General features: G+C 57.8%; 16 protein-coding genes and 1 tRNA gene. 11 read left to right on the plus strand and 6 right to left on the minus strand.

Annotated features, from left to right (window positions below):
- Positions 1-32: 32 nt before the first annotated feature.
- Complete coding sequence (locus AEAC466_RS38430; protein ID WP_023459244.1) at positions 33-344, minus strand: hypothetical protein; 312 nt, start codon at positions 342-344, stop codon at positions 33-35.
- A gap of 823 nt (positions 345-1167) precedes the next feature.
- Between AEAC466_RS38430 and AEAC466_RS38435 the strand changes: the two genes are divergently transcribed.
- The 8 genes from AEAC466_RS38435 to AEAC466_RS38470 all read left to right on the plus strand — a co-directional run bounded on the left by AEAC466_RS38435 (position 1168) and on the right by AEAC466_RS38470 (position 7432).
- The gene (locus tag AEAC466_RS38435) at positions 1168-2046 is read left to right on the plus strand and encodes a MotA/TolQ/ExbB proton channel family protein (protein ID WP_023459245.1); all 879 of its coding nucleotides are present in this window, start codon (positions 1168-1170) and stop codon (positions 2044-2046) included.
- A 5-nt stretch (positions 2047-2051) separates the two neighbouring features.
- Positions 2052-2486, plus strand: coding sequence for a biopolymer transporter ExbD (locus AEAC466_RS38440; RefSeq protein ID WP_023459246.1), 435 nt, complete (start codon positions 2052-2054; stop codon positions 2484-2486).
- A 12-nt stretch (positions 2487-2498) separates the two neighbouring features.
- A complete protein-coding gene (locus AEAC466_RS38445) occupies positions 2499-3209 on the plus strand; it encodes a TonB family protein (protein WP_023459247.1) in 711 nt (236 codons plus the stop codon).
- A gap of 258 nt (positions 3210-3467) precedes the next feature.
- Complete coding sequence (locus tag AEAC466_RS38450) at positions 3468-4169, plus strand: energy transducer TonB (RefSeq protein WP_023459248.1); 702 nt, start codon at positions 3468-3470, stop codon at positions 4167-4169.
- Positions 4170-4289: 120 nt separating this feature from the next.
- On the plus strand, positions 4290-5048 hold the full coding sequence (locus tag AEAC466_RS38455) for a M48 family metallopeptidase (RefSeq protein WP_023459249.1): 759 nt from the start codon (positions 4290-4292) through the stop codon (positions 5046-5048).
- A 185-nt stretch (positions 5049-5233) separates the two neighbouring features.
- Positions 5234-5309 (plus strand) — tRNA-His (locus tag AEAC466_RS38460).
- Positions 5310-5397: 88 nt separating this feature from the next.
- The gene (locus tag AEAC466_RS38465) at positions 5398-6429 is read left to right on the plus strand and encodes an NAD(P)/FAD-dependent oxidoreductase (protein ID WP_023459250.1); all 1032 of its coding nucleotides are present in this window, start codon (positions 5398-5400) and stop codon (positions 6427-6429) included.
- Positions 6430-6496: 67 nt separating this feature from the next.
- The gene (locus AEAC466_RS38470; RefSeq protein ID WP_023459251.1) at positions 6497-7432 is read left to right on the plus strand and encodes a transglycosylase SLT domain-containing protein; all 936 of its coding nucleotides are present in this window, start codon (positions 6497-6499) and stop codon (positions 7430-7432) included.
- Here the strand turns inward: AEAC466_RS38470 and AEAC466_RS38475 are convergent.
- On the minus strand, positions 7424-9232 hold the full coding sequence (locus AEAC466_RS38475) for a sensor histidine kinase (RefSeq protein ID WP_235074322.1): 1809 nt from the start codon (positions 9230-9232) through the stop codon (positions 7424-7426). The genes AEAC466_RS38470 and AEAC466_RS38475 overlap by 9 nt on opposite strands.
- 266 nt (positions 9233-9498) lie before the next feature.
- Between AEAC466_RS38475 and AEAC466_RS38480 the strand changes: the two genes are divergently transcribed.
- Positions 9499-10683, plus strand: coding sequence for a DUF2336 domain-containing protein (locus tag AEAC466_RS38480; RefSeq protein ID WP_023459253.1), 1185 nt, complete (start codon positions 9499-9501; stop codon positions 10681-10683).
- A gap of 62 nt (positions 10684-10745) precedes the next feature.
- Here AEAC466_RS38480 and AEAC466_RS38485 read toward each other — a convergent pair whose 3' ends face one another.
- The 3 genes from AEAC466_RS38485 to AEAC466_RS38495 all read right to left on the minus strand — a co-directional run bounded on the left by AEAC466_RS38485 (position 10746) and on the right by AEAC466_RS38495 (position 13109).
- Positions 10746-11240, minus strand: a complete 495-nt coding sequence (locus tag AEAC466_RS38485; RefSeq protein WP_031239188.1) for an Hpt domain-containing protein — start codon at positions 11238-11240, stop codon at positions 10746-10748.
- A gap of 100 nt (positions 11241-11340) precedes the next feature.
- Positions 11341-12099, minus strand: coding sequence for an NAD kinase (locus AEAC466_RS38490; protein ID WP_023459255.1), 759 nt, complete (start codon positions 12097-12099; stop codon positions 11341-11343).
- A 143-nt stretch (positions 12100-12242) separates the two neighbouring features.
- Positions 12243-13109, minus strand: a complete 867-nt coding sequence (locus AEAC466_RS38495) for a DUF2336 domain-containing protein (RefSeq protein WP_162148961.1) — start codon at positions 13107-13109, stop codon at positions 12243-12245.
- 246 nt (positions 13110-13355) lie between these two features.
- Here AEAC466_RS38495 and AEAC466_RS38500 point away from each other — a divergent pair, with 246 nt between their 5' ends.
- Positions 13356-14750 carry a hypothetical protein gene (locus AEAC466_RS38500; protein WP_235074323.1) on the plus strand — a complete coding sequence of 465 codons (1395 nt, stop codon included), beginning with the start codon at positions 13356-13358 and terminating at the stop codon, positions 14748-14750.
- A 62-nt stretch (positions 14751-14812) separates the two neighbouring features.
- On the opposite strand, the gene ypfJ is transcribed toward AEAC466_RS38500, so the two are convergent.
- Entirely contained in the window at positions 14813-15667 is an 855-nt protein-coding gene (gene ypfJ / locus AEAC466_RS38505; protein WP_023459258.1) for a KPN_02809 family neutral zinc metallopeptidase, read from the minus strand.
- A gap of 340 nt (positions 15668-16007) precedes the next feature.
- On the opposite strand from ypfJ, the gene AEAC466_RS38510 reads away from it, so the two are divergent.
- Positions 16008-17126 carry an efflux RND transporter periplasmic adaptor subunit gene (locus tag AEAC466_RS38510; protein ID WP_235074324.1) on the plus strand — a complete coding sequence of 373 codons (1119 nt, stop codon included), beginning with the start codon at positions 16008-16010 and terminating at the stop codon, positions 17124-17126.

Below are 17126 nucleotides of genomic sequence, written 5' to 3' on the forward strand. Positions count from 1 at the left end.
AGCTCCGGCCCTTAGGCCTCCAAGTCTGGGGCCTACCGCGGGCGTTCGTGCTGGTGCATGGTTTCGATCAGTTCTGCGGCACCAACAGGTGCCGCCATCGCCAGGTCGGTGAAATGATCAAGCGTGTCACTGAAGCTGAGTTCGCTGACTACATATCTGATAAGGGCGGTACGAACCGCAGTGCCGACCTCGTGCACGGTTTTGTCTTCCCGCGTTTTCATGCGCAGCGCGATGTACTCGATGATGTCGAGCGCAATATCGTCCCCGGCGTAGCCTTCGCAGGTAAAAACCACGAGGTGCGCGGCTAACTGGGTTCTGACAACAAGCCTTTCCGAGTCCAACATGACAGCTCTCCTTTGGTGAGATCGTCCCAGAACGAACGTCAACAAACCATGCGTTTACGGGGAAGGCGTAGGGGGTAAAATATAAGGAACCCGGTAAATGGTTCCTTTATGTCGCCATAGGGACATCGGAAACTAGTCAAATAGACGTACGGCGGCGAATCCAGCCTTGGTCGGATGACAACTGCGCTGACGGGCCTAGTCATCGTCGGCCTGGGAGGCGGCGTCCCAGGTTCTGCGGGCGAGTCGCAATCCCTTATAACGCCGTTTTGTGAGCGGTAACATGTAGTCAAAGGCGCTGGGAGTTGACTGAGCGTTTAAAAATTCGCGCATAAGGCGTTCTAAGCTCGAAAAACCGTTTGGAGAGGAAATTTTTTTTGGCCCTCGGATAATTTTTTTTGCGAGCCCTTTGCAACATTAACTATCGGACATGTTTGAACTTTTAGTTCACATTTTGCTAAGGACCTGCTCTTGGAGGTCACATCGGCGTGAAAAGTCTGTAACTGACACCTTGACGTTTAAGGCGTTGCCGGATCATTTAGGCCCAAACCGCTTTGCATCACAGGTGTAACAGCCTGTAACAAAGAGGTCGCCTTTTGGGTCTTAATGGTCCATACTGGCAAAGTTTGTGTACCGGTACGATGTGATACGGACGTCAGATTCTGTACGTATTGGAGTCGGGGCACGAGGAAGTGTGGGGAGCCAAGGACTTGATGGTCCATGGTTTTTTGCGCGTCTGTTGTTTTTAACATGGGGTAAACGCTTCCCCTTTAGTCCTTGGTCAACCCTTCGGTGGGTGAAGTCCATATTCAGGAATTGGCGAAAAATGCTCGAACATAAGAAATCTAACCCGCTCATTGCTCTGCTTGGCGCTGCTGCGCTGCTCATGAGCGCTCCCGCTATGGCCGCCACCTCCGCGGCCCCGGCTGCAGCCACTCCGGCTGCCACGGCTCCGGCAGCTACCGATGCGACCACCGACAGCAGCGAAAGCTCGGCCGCCGCTCCGGCGCACGTCAACGCCAACGTCGATTTCGTATCGATGTTCATGGGCGCCACCATCGTCGTTAAGCTGGTCATGATCCTGCTGGCCGTCTGTTCGGTCATCTCCTGGATCCTCTTGGTCATGAAGATGATGGACTTCGGTTCGCTCAACCGCGTCACCACGAACTTCCTGGAAGCCTACCGTGGCGCCCGCTCGATCGCCGACATCAATCGCATCTCGGTTTCGGACGAATTCGCTGGTAATCCGCTGGCCGACATGGCCGCTGTGGCCACCGAAGAAGTTCAGCTGTCCAAGCAAGCCGGTCTGTCGATCTCGGGCGAACACCGCGACGCCACCCTGCATCGCGCTGAAGCTTCGGTTAACGCCGTTCAGGTCGGCCTGGCCAAGCGCCTTTCGGGTGGTCTGTCCTTCCTGGCTTCGGTCGGTTCGACGGGTCCGTTCATCGGTCTGTTCGGTACCGTTTACGGCATCATGAACTCCTTCATCGGTATCGCCCAGTCGCACACGACCAACCTGGCCGTCGTCGCCCCGGGTATCGCCGAAGCCCTTATGGCTACCGGCCTGGGCCTGATCGCCGCTATCCCGGCCGTTGTCATGTACAACATCTTCAACCAGTCGATCACCAACTACGGCACGCGTTCGGAACAATTCGTTTCTGAACTGATGAACTCCCTGTCGCGTCAACTCGACAAAGGGGCGTAAGTAGTATGGGAGCCAAGCTATCAGGTGGTGGCGGCTCGAAGTTTCACGTCGAGGCCAACGCGGAAATCAACGTTACGCCGTTCGTCGACGTTATGCTGGTTCTGCTGATTATCTTCATGGTGGCGGCGCCGCTCGCCACTGTGTCGGTCGAAGTGAACCTGCCTCCGGCAGTCGCCAAGCCAATCCAAAACCCGCCGAAACCCGTTTACATCTCGATTACTAAAGATGCAGACGTGTATATCGCTAACGATCGTACGTCGCTCGATACCCTTGGGGATGATCTCAAGAAGGCAGTCGGTCAACGTAACCCCGAAGAAGAACGTATTTTCATCCGTGCCGACAAGAAGACGCGCTATGCCGAATTCATGAAGGTGATGAATAAGCTGCAGGACAATGGTTTCTACAGCGTCGCTCTTCAAGGCGAAGACGACGCTAAGTAAGAGGGTCTATTTATGGAAGAAACACCCCATAGGAAACGGGACCCGATTCTTGATCCGCCCGAGAACAAAGGTATTCCACCTTCGCTCTGGGCCGGGATCGGCGTAGCCGTTGCCCTGCACCTGGGTCTTGCCTACTACTTCCTTCAGGCCAGGTTTGAACTGAAGGAAGTGAAATACACGGACGAAAAGGTCAACGTGGATCTGGTGGCGCCGCCACCACCGCCACCGCCGCCTCCCCCTCCGCCGCCGCCGACCAAACTGCCGCCGCCCCCCGTGGTTCAGCCGCGTGAGACGCCGCCAGTACCGAGTGTAACACCGCCGCCGCCGATTCCGGTGCCGCCTGTGCCAATCGAGAAAAAGGTCGAATATTCGGCGCCTCCGGCCGTAATGAATACCGGTGAACCGCCCCCCGTGGCGCCTCCTGGTCCGCGTTATGTGTCCGGTGAGTGGAGCTACCCCGGCTCTAACGAAATGGCCAGTTCCTATCCGGATCGCGCCGCGAATGACGAAGTTGAAGGCACGGTCACGATCGACTGTACCATCAGCACGGCCGGTCGGGTCACGGGTTGCAATATCATAAGCGAAAGCCCCAAGGGCTATGGCTTCGGTGCCGCAACTGTGAAGCTGTTCGTCAAGTATGCGAAGGTCAAGCCGAGTTCAGTCGGTGGCGAACTTCGCGATGGCGACCGGAAGAAGTTCACCTACAAGTGGGTTCTGGGCTAAGCCATAGAATTCGCAGCGAATGAAAAAGCGTCCCGCATGGAAATGCGGGGCGTTTTTTTTATACACTAAGCTACCCCATATCTGAGAACGGGTTGCATTTTGACGGTTGCGTCAAAAGCGGGGTGGTAGTATGCTCCTGTACAATAAGAAAAGTAATAAGCCGGACTTTTGATGCAGGCGTGTACAGTTCTGTGTTGTTTGCTAGGCAGGACTGTAATCCCCTCTGCGTGATATCTTTAATCATGGAGGAGATTTATTATGATCGATACGGTTCCAAGTTTTCGCTCGCCTCTTTTTGACGATGCAAAGCCCAAAAAGCTGCCTGCATCCTTTTATTGGGGGCTTCTGTTTGCCGTATTGCTACATCTGGCTTTGCTCTACTATTTCTTCAGTCAGACTTTTAGTCTGATGCCGGTGGAAACTGTGCCGGAAGGGCCGATCTATACCGTTGAGATTTTGCCCATGCCGAAGCCGCCCACGCCCACGCAGCAACAGCCGCCGGCGAGCCGGGTTGTGATTCATGATCCTGTCAAAGCGCCGCCCACTACGGTTGAAACCCTGCCGGTGCAGCCGTCAACGGACGCCAAGGTAGAAAGCGGCCCGGTAAGTCCGCCCACGTTGCAGCCCACCATAACGGGCGGCACGGACGTAAAGCCGGTTCCGGCGCCGGCAGTTGTGCACGCCCGCTGGACTCGCTTTCCAGATGCTGCTGCCCTGAGCGACTATTATCCCGAAAAGGCAGCAATGGCTGAAGTGGAAGGCACGGCCATCGTGGAATGCACGGTCCTTGACAAGGCCGGCCGCGTGGCCTGCACCCCGCTGTCCGAAACACCAGGGAACTATGGCTTCGGCAAGGCGACGGTTCGCATGGTTCAGGAGAAGGGGCGGGTGGATACGACCCAAGGAGATATCGCGGTGGGCGCCAAGCTGCGGGCCAGCATCAAATGGACCCTTGGTTAAGCTGATAGCTTCGGGAATAGAGTAATATATCCCGGACGTGCGATGGGTGCGTTCGGGATATTATTTTTGGATGTATCAGGTTAGACATAATCAAAGTGCCAATCTAACCCAGGATGACCTATGACGCGCTATCTGACTCTCTCCCTGACGGCTTCCGTCTTGCTCTCTTCGACCCTTGCACTGGGCGGCTGCGAAACCAATGAAGCGCTCGGCCGGTCGCAATTGCTGCTTGTTAACGATTCGGCGCTGGAACAGCAAGCCGCGTCTGCGTGGCAGCAGCAGTTGGCGACGGCCAAGATCTCGCACGATCCGGCGTTGAACAAGCGTATCCAAACGGTTGGAGGGCGTATCACGGCGGTATCCGGCATTCCCGGCACCTGGGAATATGTCCTCTTCGACGACCCTCAGCCCAATGCCTTCGTCATTCCGGGTAATAAGGTCGGCGTCAATACCGGACTGTTCAAGGTCGTGAATACGGATGACCAATTGGCCGCGGTTATCGGTCATGAGACGGGCCACGTTATCGCGCACCATGCGGCCGAACGAGCTTCGCAGCAGATGGCGACCCAGGCTGGCCTGGAAATCGCTACGGGCGTGACCAAAGGGAATGTTCAAAAAGCGATATCGAACTATGGTGGGCTGGGTGCGCAGGTCGGCTTGCTTCTGCCCTATTCTCGTAAGCACGAATCGGAGGCGGACCGCATCGGTGTCGATTTGATGGTCAAAGCTGGTTATCGCCCCGGCGCGGCGGTCGAAGTCTGGCAGAATATGCAGGCTCTCAATAGTGGCGCGCCCTCTGAGATCCTATCGACACACCCTTCGGACAAGACACGTATCAGCGATCTGCAAGCCTATATTGCCGCTAGGGGCTACAAGTAGGCGAGGGTGTGCATTGAACGGGCGATGCGCTCACAATCCGGTCCGAAGCTTGAGGTGTGGCGTTGGCTGAGCGGGATTGTCGCCGAATGGTCCAAAGCGATTTCACAAGAATTGCGTCGTTTATGACTTTAAGGGCTTGATCACGGGGCCGCGCCATATTAGAGGATGGCCCCTCGCGATAGCGTGCCGCCTTAGCTCACTTGGTAGAGCGCCAGATTGTGGCTCTGGAGGTAGCTGGTTCGAAACCAGCAGGCGGTACCATCGCGGCAGTTCCGGTTCCTAACCGTTTTTCTCCCAAATGCCATATTGCCGCATGGCGCCGCGTCGCGGAATCGCTTAGGTCACAGCCATGGCGCAAACCTCATCTCATTCTTTTATCGTCGTCGGCGCGGGCATTGTCGGCCTGGTTATTGCCGTCGCGGCGCAGGGCCGGGGCCACGCGGTTACGCTTATTGCCCGTGACGAAGCACGGGATACGGCGTCTGGCGTTGCAGCGGGTATGATCGCGCCCGCATTAGAGGCCCTGGCCGAAGCGGATCAAATACATGGATACCGTCGCTTGAAAGCGGCGCAGGCGGCGTGGGTTTATTTCGATGACCTATGGCCCGAAGCGGTGCGTAAGGCTCTGGCGGCGGCGCGAAATGCCAGTCAAAGCGTTTATGTGTCGGCAGGTACGACCACCGACGTCGCCGCCAGTCTCGATGCGATGGGGGCCGCCTACACCCAAACGGGTGTTGAACTTCGCATCGGCGACGACTGGCTGGTCGAGGCGGAGGCCACGATGGCGGCCTTAAAAGCGCAGTTTCTGGCGACGGGCGGCCGCTTCGTGGCCGGCGAAGTGATCCGTGCGACAGCGCATTCGGTTCAGGTCGCTGGCGGAGACATCCGTCATGCCGATCATGTTGTCGTTGCCGCGGGTTTCGACGCGCAGAAACTGGCGGCTGACATACCCAGCCTTCAAGTCCTTGAGCCCATAAAGGGGCACCTCCTTGATGTTCCCGGACGCGGCGCTACGGGTGTCTTGCGCTCACCGCGTGGCTATCTCGCGGACTATGGCCGTGTGGCCAAGTTCGGCGCATCGATGCAACCGGGTCGGTCCGATCGCGAGGTCGAACCTGGTATTGTCGCTGACCTGAAGGCACGCGCAGAGGGTATGGGCATCGGGTTGCCGGATGACGTCACACCACGTACCGGCGTGCGGGCCGCTACTCCGGACGGATGGCCGTTGATTGGCCGTGATAAGGCTTCCGGCGTGTTTGTGGCCGTGGGTATGCGTCGCAACGGCTATATATTTGCGCCATTTGCCGCCAAGATCATACTGGCGCTTGTCGAGCAGCGCGACGGCGCCGATGATGGCCTATACAGGCCTGATCGCTTCTGATATTTCAGGAATTAAACGCATGTTAACCATATATGCGGCAAAATTTGCCGCATAGAGGTTTTTAGTCATGCGTACCTATATTGCCCCCGACACCCAGACCAACGCCTTGAACCGCACGGCGGATCAGGTGGTGCGCTCCGTCACGGGTGGCGCGCGCCAGGCCGGCAGTGGCGTTATGGGGGCCTTGCAACGGGCGGCTGAGGCAACAGGGGTTGATTTCAGCTACCTTGTCAAGACGGCGACGCGCGAAAGCTCTCTCAATCCAAACGCCAAGGCGCCGACCTCTTCAGCCGCAGGCCTGTTCCAGTTCATAGAGCAGACTTGGCTCGGCATGGTCAAGTCGCATGGCGCCAAGCACGGCTATGGCTCATATGCGGACCAGATATCGGTCGGTCGCGATGGCCGTTACCGCGTTGACAATCCGGTCGCACGTAAGCAGGTGCTGGGCCTTAGATATGACGCTAACGCCAGCGCCGTCATGGGCGCTGAACTGACGGCAGGTCATGCCGCCTACCTGAAGGGACGTATCGGCCGGGCTCCGAACCAGGGTGAGCTATATGTGGCGCATTTTCTGGGGGCTGAAGGCGCCGCTGACTTGATCAATGCCAGTCAGACGCGCCCCTCGGCGGTCGCGGCTAATCTGTTTCCCGCCGCGGCGCGTGCTAACAAAAGCATTTTTTACAACCATGGTCATGCGTTGACCGTGACCGACGTCGTGGCCAATCTGACAAAGACGGGCGGTTCCGCGCCGGTAACAGTTCGCGAACTGGACCCGATCGAAGACGATGCGCCGAAAATCGCTAATCCCCTGATTGCCGCGCGTATGGACAAGGTGCGGGCTGATCAGGCGATTCTCAGCCTTGTGTTCGGCACGGATACCAATCAGCAGGGCGCGCTGTTTACGACGCAACTGCTTTCGGCGTTCGGCCCGGAAGCGGACGACGGCGCAAGCAACGGCCGATCCAATCCCTATAGCCAGGCCTTTGGTGATCTGTCAGGCTGAGGCTGATGTCCGCGCAATAGCCCGGACCAAGGCCTCTCGACTGAGCGGCATCAATATTGATTTTACGCCAAGGCCGTCCAGGATTTCAGCCTGGTCACCATCCGGTAGCAGCGCCAATATGTCGAGCTTTGCGTTTGCCTGGGTATTGCGAAGGGTGTGTAGAAAGCTCTCCAGCCGGGCAAGATTTTCGGCATCATCCAGCGATTCGAACCCGCCCATACTGATCAGGCAAGCATCGACCGGGGCCTTTTTCGCCAGGGTTAGCGCCCGTTCGCGTGAGGTTGACGTCAGGCACTTATGGCCCAGGTGTTCCAGCATGTCGCGCAATTGCGCCGCGCGCAGACTGTCATTGGATATCAGCAGCACCCGAAGGGAATGGTCGGCGGTCGTCTCTTCCGCGGTTTCTGGTTCATGCGGACGCGGTGGCGCGGAGGCCTTGGCATCGAACGGCAAATCCAGCCAAAATTTCGAGCCGACGTCCAAGGTGCTTTGCGCGCCGGTGCGCCCCCCCATCAATTCGCTTAGCGAACGAGACAGGCTAAGGCCCAGACCGGCGCCCAAATGGCCGGATGAGGTCCGCAGGATACGGGCGTGTGGACGGAAGGCCTGTTCCAGTTCGTCATCGCTCAGGCCGGGACCTGAGTCGACGACTTCGATGCGCAGGTAACCGTCGGACAAGGGGCAGAGTTTCAATTCGACGCGGCCCTGCTGCGTGTACAGCAGGGCGTTGCTGAGGAGGTGCGCTAAAATCTGCTCGACACGGTGTTCGTCGCCGCGTACGGCGCCCTTTGCAGGCAGGGCCTGCGCGTTGTGGGTTAGGGTAAGCCCCTTGCTGCGCGCGAGGTCCGCGAACTGAGCCATCATGCGCTCGGCCAGCAGATCGATATCCAGTGCTTGCAGGTTCAACTCGATTTGCCCCGCGGCTGCGGTATCGTTGTCCAGTGTGGTGACCAGGATGGATTGCAGATGGGTCACTTCTGATAGGGCACTGTCTACATACTGACGCGGCGCGGGCGCACGCGTCAGGTGTGTGAGCCCCTGCAACAGATTCTGTTCTATGCTTTTCAGGCCCGTCTGCACTTCCCGGGAGAGAGTTTCCATAAGGGCGATCTTGGCGTCATTGAGGACCTGAGTGTCGGCACGAGCGGCTTCGCGCTCGCGCGCGATTTCAAGCTGGCTGTTTTCCAGAAGATAGTGTTCCTGCATGTGACGGTTCAGTATAAAGCCCATGGCCAGCGCAAGCGCCATCCCGCCGGTCATGAACCGGCTGATGTCGCCGTTTGGATATAGGTAATGCATGGCGAAGATCGGCCCTGCCGCAGCCAGCGGGCCCAGGATCAGCAGGCACAGCAGCACAGGGGCGCTGAAAAATATTATGCCGACGGCGGCACCAGCGCAGATCATCAGCAGAAGTTCCGCATTATTGCCCGCAGCAGCCGTGCTCAGCGAAATGACCACCAGCGAAGCCGCCCAAAGCCCGCCGGCGAAAAACTGGCGCCGCTGACGCTCGCGGATCAGGGCGATGCGAATATCGGTGTCGGGGACAGGATGGGTCGTCATGCGTTTGGCGGCCTGTGCCTTCATAACCATGAAGACGGTCCAGTTGAGCACGAACAGGGCAATGTAGATGGCCTGCAACCAACCGGGTATGCTGACGGCAGCCGCCCAAAGGAATGGCGGTAATCCAATTCCGAAAAAGCCAAGTGCGTAGGGCGACAGGCGCCATTGCGCCAGCAAGCCATAGTCAAGAACGACCCACTCACGTGCGGTGCGGACGGGGGGAGAGATGGGGCGGGTCATATGCTTACTGGACGCGGTCATTCCGGCGAATGTAACCTATAGTCGTTGCCGCGCGGTTACTTCGGTCATCAATTCGGTCGGCAAAAAGTAAAAAACCGATATGATTTTGTTTCTCGTTTCGCAGCCATGTTTTGACAAGTCCAAAAATACAAAGGTTTACCCGGTCGAAGTTTTTTGCGTAGAACGCGTGGATACAGGCGTAATAAAGGTTTCGTTAGCTTTACAGCGCGACACTTGCACCCATTGTTTTGCAAGGATTCGCGATCATGACCGCCGTAACGAGCTTTCATCACAGGACAACCTTGTCCGATATTGATATCGAGCGTCTGGTGCGCAGTGAAAACGCCGACGACCGTGCCGTTGCAACGCACAAGATATGCCGGGTGATGGAGCGCGGGCGCCTGGGGGACACCGATCGCGCCGCCGCGCAGGAAATTATCCGGATGCTGGCTCAGGACGCCGCCGAACTTGTCCGCCGGGCCTTGGCCGTGACATTGCGCACATCCGAACTCCTACCACACGATGTGGCTATGAAACTGGCTCAGGACGTGGTCACCGTCTCGGTGCCGCTGCTGACCTTTTCCCCGATATTCAGCGATGAAGACCTTGCCGATATCATTCGTTCCGGCGGTCCGGTTCGTCAGATCGCCGTCGCCAAGCGCGAAACCTTGTCCGAGGTGGTAACGACCGCGCTGGCCGACAATGGCGTCGAAGAGGCGGCTGTGATTGCTTGTGCCAATGACAATGCGCGATTTACCGAAGGCGGCATGAACCGCGTCATGGATCGCTTCGGTACATCCGAGGTGCTGCATAGTGTATTGGTCAATCGCAAGACCTTGCCGGTTTCGGTGAGTGAGCGTCTGATCAATGTGGTGAGCGCCAGTTTACGGGAACAACTGATCGCCCATCATGCCATCAAACCGGAAACCGCAGTAGAAATTGTGACGGCAGCCCGGGAACGCGCCACCCTGGACATGGCCGATCAGGCCGGCGCCAGCTTCGATCCGCAAGGGCTTGCCAGCCATTTGATGGCGTCCGGGCGACTGACGCCCTCTCTGATCCTGCGTGCTCTGGCGCGCGGACATATGCCATTCTTCGAACACGCCCTGTCGGAATTGTCCGGCGTGCCGCATGAGCGGACCTGGCTGATGGTGCATGATGCCGGATCGTTGGGGTTGCGGGCTATCTACGACCGTGCGGGTCTGCCTGGCCGTATGTTCCAAACCTTCCGTATGGCGGTAGAAACCTATCATACCCTTCAGGCCGAGGCCGGCCATCTCGATCCTATTCGGATGCAGGAGCGTTTGATCGAGCGGTTCCTGACGCAGGTTCCGTTCGCGCCTCGCGAAGATCTCATCTATCTTTACGAACGCCTGGATCGTGATAGCCAGGGGCGGCTTTGGGCGAAGTCGCCGGAAAAGTCGGCAAACGACCTTCTTAAAGCGGCATGATATGTCTAACGAAAAAGGCCCGCACGTGATATGCGGGCCTTTTGATTTCGTTGCGGATAAGATCAGGTGTTAAGGCCGATCTTGTCCAGGTGTTCCTTGACGCGGGCTTCCAGGGTCTCAGACAAGATCTTACCGGTCGGATGATTTTCAGTCTTGATCTGTCCGCGGACGACGGCCCGTATGGCGTCCATATGCGCCTCGACCAGTTTCCACGGCGCCTGAGCGCGTTTTTCCTCTTCGTCCAGCATCTTGCACAGTGAGCCGGATATACGGGTAATGAGGGGAAAGCCGTAGGTCGTGCCGAGCCCCTTCAGATCGTGCGCGCGATAGAAAAGCTGATCGGCGTTTTCTGGGTTCAATCCATCCGCCTTGATGCGGGCCTGGACGTCTTCAAGCTTGCGAATTTCATCCATCAACCAGTCTTCGAACTGGCTGGAAAGGTCGGCGAGAGCCGCCTCGGCCTTCGCGATCGCTTCTGAATCCAGCGCACCCAAACGACCGCCAACCTTGGCACGCAGGGTATTGGGAACTTGGATAATCTGTACTTTTTCAGACATGGACATGGGGAATGGCGACCTTCTAGCAATTCTTGGCTGCCACATTAACCGTAGGAAATTTAAGAACCGCTAATAAGAACGATCTTTTTGAATAACGTCTTCAAGACATGAACTGTTCGGCCAAAACACGCTCGTCGTATCCATTCCCGGCATCGAAAAGCAGGGTGGCTTTCAGATCTTCGGCCTCGCTGATATCGACGCTGACGACGTCGCGGACATCGAAGGTATCGGCGGCGGCGCTGATGGGGCGCTTGTCGACTTCCAGGGTTTCGATGCGAACCTTGGCGGTGTGCGGCAGGATGGCGCCACGCCAGCGCCGGGGACGAAAGGCGCTGATCGGCGTGAGCGCCAAGGCCTTGGCGGTAAGCGGGATGATCGGACCGTGCGCCGACAGGTTATAAGCCGTCGAACCCGCCGGTGTGGCGACCATAATGCCGTCGCACATTAATTCATCCAGACGGACCTTTCCGTCGATGTAAATCTTCAGTTTGGCGCCTTGGTGAGACATGCGCAGCAGCGACACCTCATTGAAGGCGAGGGCACTGTATTCTGTACCCGCGCGCGTTCGTGCCGTCATACTGAGGGGGCTGATCAAGGTGCTTTCGCTCTTCAGTATCCGTTCGATCAGTCTGTCTTCGGCATAATCGTTTAGCAGGAAGCCCACCGATCCGCGGTTCATACCAAAGATGGGAATTTGCTCCTTCAGATACTTGTGTACGGTCTGGAGCAGGAACCCGTCGCCACCGAGCGCCACTACCACATCCGGATTGCTGGCCGATCCATACAGAGACTTCAGCCGCGCGCAGGCGGCCTGAGCTTCAGGGCGATCGGAGGCAGTGAAGTCGAGACGTAGAGACATGACGTCTATCTAATCAGGTTTCCCGTTTTCGTCTATAGCGCTTTCCCTAAAGTCACGCGTAGGTTCCAAACGAAAATATCTATTAAAACAAAATCGTATACATCTGTCGGGCGACGGCGCGGTCCGGAAATGACGCTGGCAAATCAACTCGCCGAGGCGATCAGGGCGGCCAATTTTCGGCGGGCGTCCTCCGGCGCAAGGCTGAACACTGACAGTATCAGCGGCTTCTGCCCCTCCGCCAGATGCGGTTCGCCGCTATGATAGTTTTGCCACTGTGCCATGACGTGAAGAAAAATGGCCCGATCCAGGCCCGCAGCGCATAAGGCAAGAGCCAGTGGGACGGGCGAAGGCGACGACAGAGCCTGGCTCAGGCCGGCCACATCCAGTTTCAGTCGGTGTGACATTTCTCTGACGAAGCCGGCGGTTTCGCCACCTCGCAGAAGGGCCAGAAGTTTGAGGTTCCCGTGACCCGTCGTTTGCGTCGGGTCTTGCCGGAGCTGGGCCTTGGCGTTTTTCAGACCGGGATGCGCCAGGACGGCTGCGCGGACATCCGGATTTGCGGCGGCGCGACGGGCGAAGGCGGCTTCGTCCTCGATGTCGAAATCCAGACGCATATTTCGCGCCATCGTGGCCACGACGCTGTCGCAATGGCTGCGGAACAGGGCTTTGATCACGCGCCAATCCAAACCCGGCCGTTCAGCGATCAGGCGATGATGGGCTTCGCCGGTGGCGGCGATAAGCGCCAGCAGCGCCTGGGGTGTCAGGGTAGGTAGGGCGGATTTCAACAGGGGAGCGGCCAGGCTGACTGGCATTCCGCACAGGCGGACGATCAGATCCTGGTCGGAATGAATGGGCTCACTGGAACGTCCGAGCGTATCACTGGTATGCGTATTACTGGCATGCGTATCACCGGCGCCCACGTCGGGTGTGGATGTCTTGACGGTCGTCAGGCCGGAGTCCTGGCGGGCTGCGGGAACGTCGAAGTCAGGGGCCAGTTGCGGGGCGGGCAAGGTGGTTTCCAAAATTCCAGTCGGGCCGGTCGCCATATAGGCTGCAGGCAGATTCGTAATCGCGCTGACTCTGGGGGAACAGGGTGAACACTTACTTAATGCCGCAACGGCCCGGCTTGATGGGGCTAGAATTGACAACCTGGCCGGGAAACGCAGTTATATTTCGCAAAATAGTCTGTGTTAATCTTGTCTCAATTCGGCGTCAGTAAGCTGATCGCCTGTTAGTACCATAAACTAAGTGCAACCATGTCTGAAATGCACCAGGAAGCCCCGAGGGAGCCGACCACGGTTTTGCCGCGTATACTTGTCAACGGGCGCGAAGAACTGATGCTTGAACGTGCCGACGCCGTCGAAATTGTCGAGCGTTTGCGCGAAACTCATGTCGACATCAATGGTCACACATTTCTCCTCAAGCTCGATACCTTGGTCGTACGTCTCGGTATCAAGTGGGACGTGAAGCGCGAGCTGGTATTCGAACATTTGAAAACCGCGTTTGAGCGCATCTACTCGGAACCGAACTGGTGCATTGGCATAAACGAGGATTGCTTCCTCGGCATGATACCGGAAGCCGGGAAGCGCAAGGGCGCTTTGTTTATGACGGAGCTCTGGCGCGAACTGTGCAGTTTCTTCGTCGGCGACATGTCGGCGCTGGAGGTGCCGTTGTACGATGTACTGGCCGAAGATGTCGATTGCCTGTCATTGAAAAAGATAGACATTAATGCCTGCTACGACGTCGACGAGAGCGGAAACGGTCCGATAAAGGCACGCGCCGCCGGTACGCATCCAGATGGAACCCACGCCGTGGATGGCAAGGCTGACGGTGCGCAGGCTGCCAACCGGCCGATCATTGTCGCCGCTACGGTGTCCTACGCCGGCCGTAACCTTAAGGTCGCCAGCGCCATCGAACCGCTTTTCGAAATGAAAAAAATGGTTCTGATCGGACATCGGCTTGAGGCGATGGTCATGGAGGCGCTCGACAACACGCTTCTCGATCGCAAAGGCCTGGCCAACCTGGATTGGGGCTTGCGCGAAATGGTCGATATCATGAATATTGATCAAGGGCTCAAGCTGCTGAAACTGCGCACACCCGAACAGCGCAAGATGATGATGGTGGTGCCCGCGGCCTTTTCGACCTTTGCCTCGGCACGTGCCCGACAGAAAATTACCGCCGAAGTCCAGAAGGCTGCCGCCGAAATGGGGCTAAAGGTGCTGTTCGAAATCCGTGGGCTTGATGGCGTGCCGCCGCACCGCGTTTTGGAAATCGTATCTCTTATAAAGCCTTACTGCATGACGGCCGTTGGTTCCGTCAGTCCTGACCGTAAGATTATCACCGGCCTCGCCAAATGCGGCCTGTCCGGAGTTTGCATTGAGTATGATGGCGCAAAGCGTGACGAAGACGGTTTGCGCGATTATCTCGGCGCGCTGGCGGCGGCGGCGAAGGCGTCCGCAGGAGCCTGTATGGTCCAGGGTTTTGACAATTATCGGCAAATGGCCGTAGCCCGGCTGGCCGGTGTGACGCACGCGAGCATGAAGACGGCGGCGCTCATGTCACCCAGGGGAGCTGCGCACATGGCGGCGAGCGCGGCCGAGGCGTTGAAGGAAACGTCTGCGCCTTTAGCGAATAAATTGCCGCACGATTAATCGCTCTTTGCGGTGGTTGCCCCCCATCTCAAAATCAGCCGTTTCTGAAGACCTATCCGTCCTCAAGAGCGAAATGTGTCGCACGACGCCGGGTCACCTGAGCTGAAGCCGGTCTTGAACCACTGCACACGTTGCGCAGCCGACCCATGCGTAAAGCTGTCGGGGACGACGCGGCCCTGCGCCTTGCGCTGTAGGGTGTCGTCACCTACCGCATTGGCGGCGCCCAGGGCTTCATCGATGTCGCCGGCCTGAATCCAGTGTTGCTTTTGGTTCGAGGTGTTGGCCCACACGCCCGCATAGCAATCCGCCTGTAATTCAAGCTTAACCGACAACGCATTGGCGCCGCGTTCGCTCAATCCCTGTTCCTCGCGTTGTACCGCCGCACTGGTCCCCAGCAGATTCTGGACGTGGTGGCCTACCTCATGCGCGATGACGTAGGCTTTGGCGAAATCACCCTTGGCGCCCAAATCCGTATCCATGGTGTGGAAGAAGTCGAGGTCGAGATAGACCCGTTCATCCGCCGGGCAATAGAATGGGCCCATGGCAGATTGGCCGAACCCGCATCCAGTCTGGGTCCCCTGACTGTACAGAACGATGGTGGAGGGATGGTAAGGCTTTCCGGCCGCATCGAACAGGGATTGCCAGGTATCGTTGGCCGAGGTGTGTATGACATTGGAAAAGTCGCAGGCCTCATCGCCCTGAGGGCAGGTGCCGGTCGCTGTTCCTTGCTGAGCCGTCGGCGATTGGTTTTGCAACTGGCTTCCCGCGTTCATAACGGTGGAAGGGTCGATGCCGAAAACAAAATAGCCAATAAGGGCCAGGACCGTCAGCACAACACCACCGCCGCCCGCGATGGGAATAAGACCGCCGCCACGTCGGTCTTCGACATCTCCCCTGCGTCCACCCTGCCAATCCATGCTCATCTCCCCGTTTATTGCAGATGCCGCCAAAATGACGGCGTCCAGATAAAAATGCAGCGTGATTTTTTATTCACGCTGTCCCGCCTGACGACCGCTAGCCAGTTAACCACCTTTTTCCGTTTGCGAAGGTTTAACCTGCTGACAGCTTCGCGTTGTTTTGTGTTATAGGGCATAAAATCAGACAACGTGGCGCGGGGGCAACGCTTTGAAGGCGTTTATGTCAGATTTTTAATGTGGCCTTCGTTGACTCACAACCTGGGCCACCTCATCATGCAATATAAAAATATTTCCCGTAATGTTGAGTTGTCGGGCGACAAAAACCTAGGATCAAATGGGCATGACTTCCGGTAGTATTGAGGGGCGCAAGCCCGGTTTTCGCGCTGTATTCGCGGTCGGCGTGTCGTTGGCGCTTGTTTTAGGGAGCGGCCTTTCGGCATGTGGCGAAAAAAGCAAAACCGATGGTGATAAAAAAGGCGGCGCCTCTGGGCATGCTGCCGTTGTAAATTTCGCTACCGCCCGTGATGCCACGGCACCTGTGAAGATCGCGGGGACGGGGACCATCAGTGCCTGGCAGGAAGTGATTGTCGGCGCGGAGACGGGCGGACTGACGGCCGTGGCGCTTCTGGTCGATGAGGGGCAATCGGTCAAGCAAGGCCAGCCCCTCCTGCGCATGAATGATGTCCTTCTCCAGGCCCAATTGAAACAGGCGCAGGCCAATTACAATCAGGCCAACAAGGCGTATCAGCGCGCCCAGAGCCTTTTCCAGCAGGGATATCTCTCCGCCGCCGCTCTCGACAACGCCGAAGCGTCCAAGCTGACGACGGAAGCCGCCATGCAGACGGCGCAGACCCAACTCAGCATGGCCACCGTGCGTGCGCCGGTTTCCGGCATGGTGACGCATCGTACCGCCGTCCTGGGCCAGAATATCCAGCAAGGCGCTGAACTGTTCCGCATTGTGCGTGACGGCCGGATCGAACTGAACATGCAGGTGGTCGAATCGGACCTGCATAATATCCACGCCGGCATGGCCGCTACGGTGACCAGCGAGTCGACCGGTCCCGTGACCGGCAGCGTTCGCATCGTCACGCCGATGGTCGACCCGTCGACACGCCTGGGCTATGCTCGCATCTCGGTGCCCTGGTCTTCGGGTCTGCGCCCCGGCATGTTTGCCTCCGGCTCCATCGACGCCGGTATGCAGAACGTGCTTCTTATCCCGCAACTCGCCGTGGTCTATACCGAGAACGTGCCGAATGTGTACGTGATCGGTGTCGATAACAAGGCGCACCTGCGCAAGGTGGTCATTGGCTCGACCACGCCGACCAAGGATATCATTATCAAGGAGGGGCTGTCCGTCGGAGATCGTGTGGTCACGACCGGCGCGGGCTTCCTGAACGATGGCGACGCTGTCAAGGCGACGCCTCAACCGGGTCAGCCGCAAACGGGCGGAGAACACTAA

Origin of the sequence: Asticcacaulis sp. AC466, from assembly GCF_000495815.1 — a bacterium.
GTDB lineage: Bacteria > Pseudomonadota > Alphaproteobacteria > Caulobacterales > Caulobacteraceae > Asticcacaulis.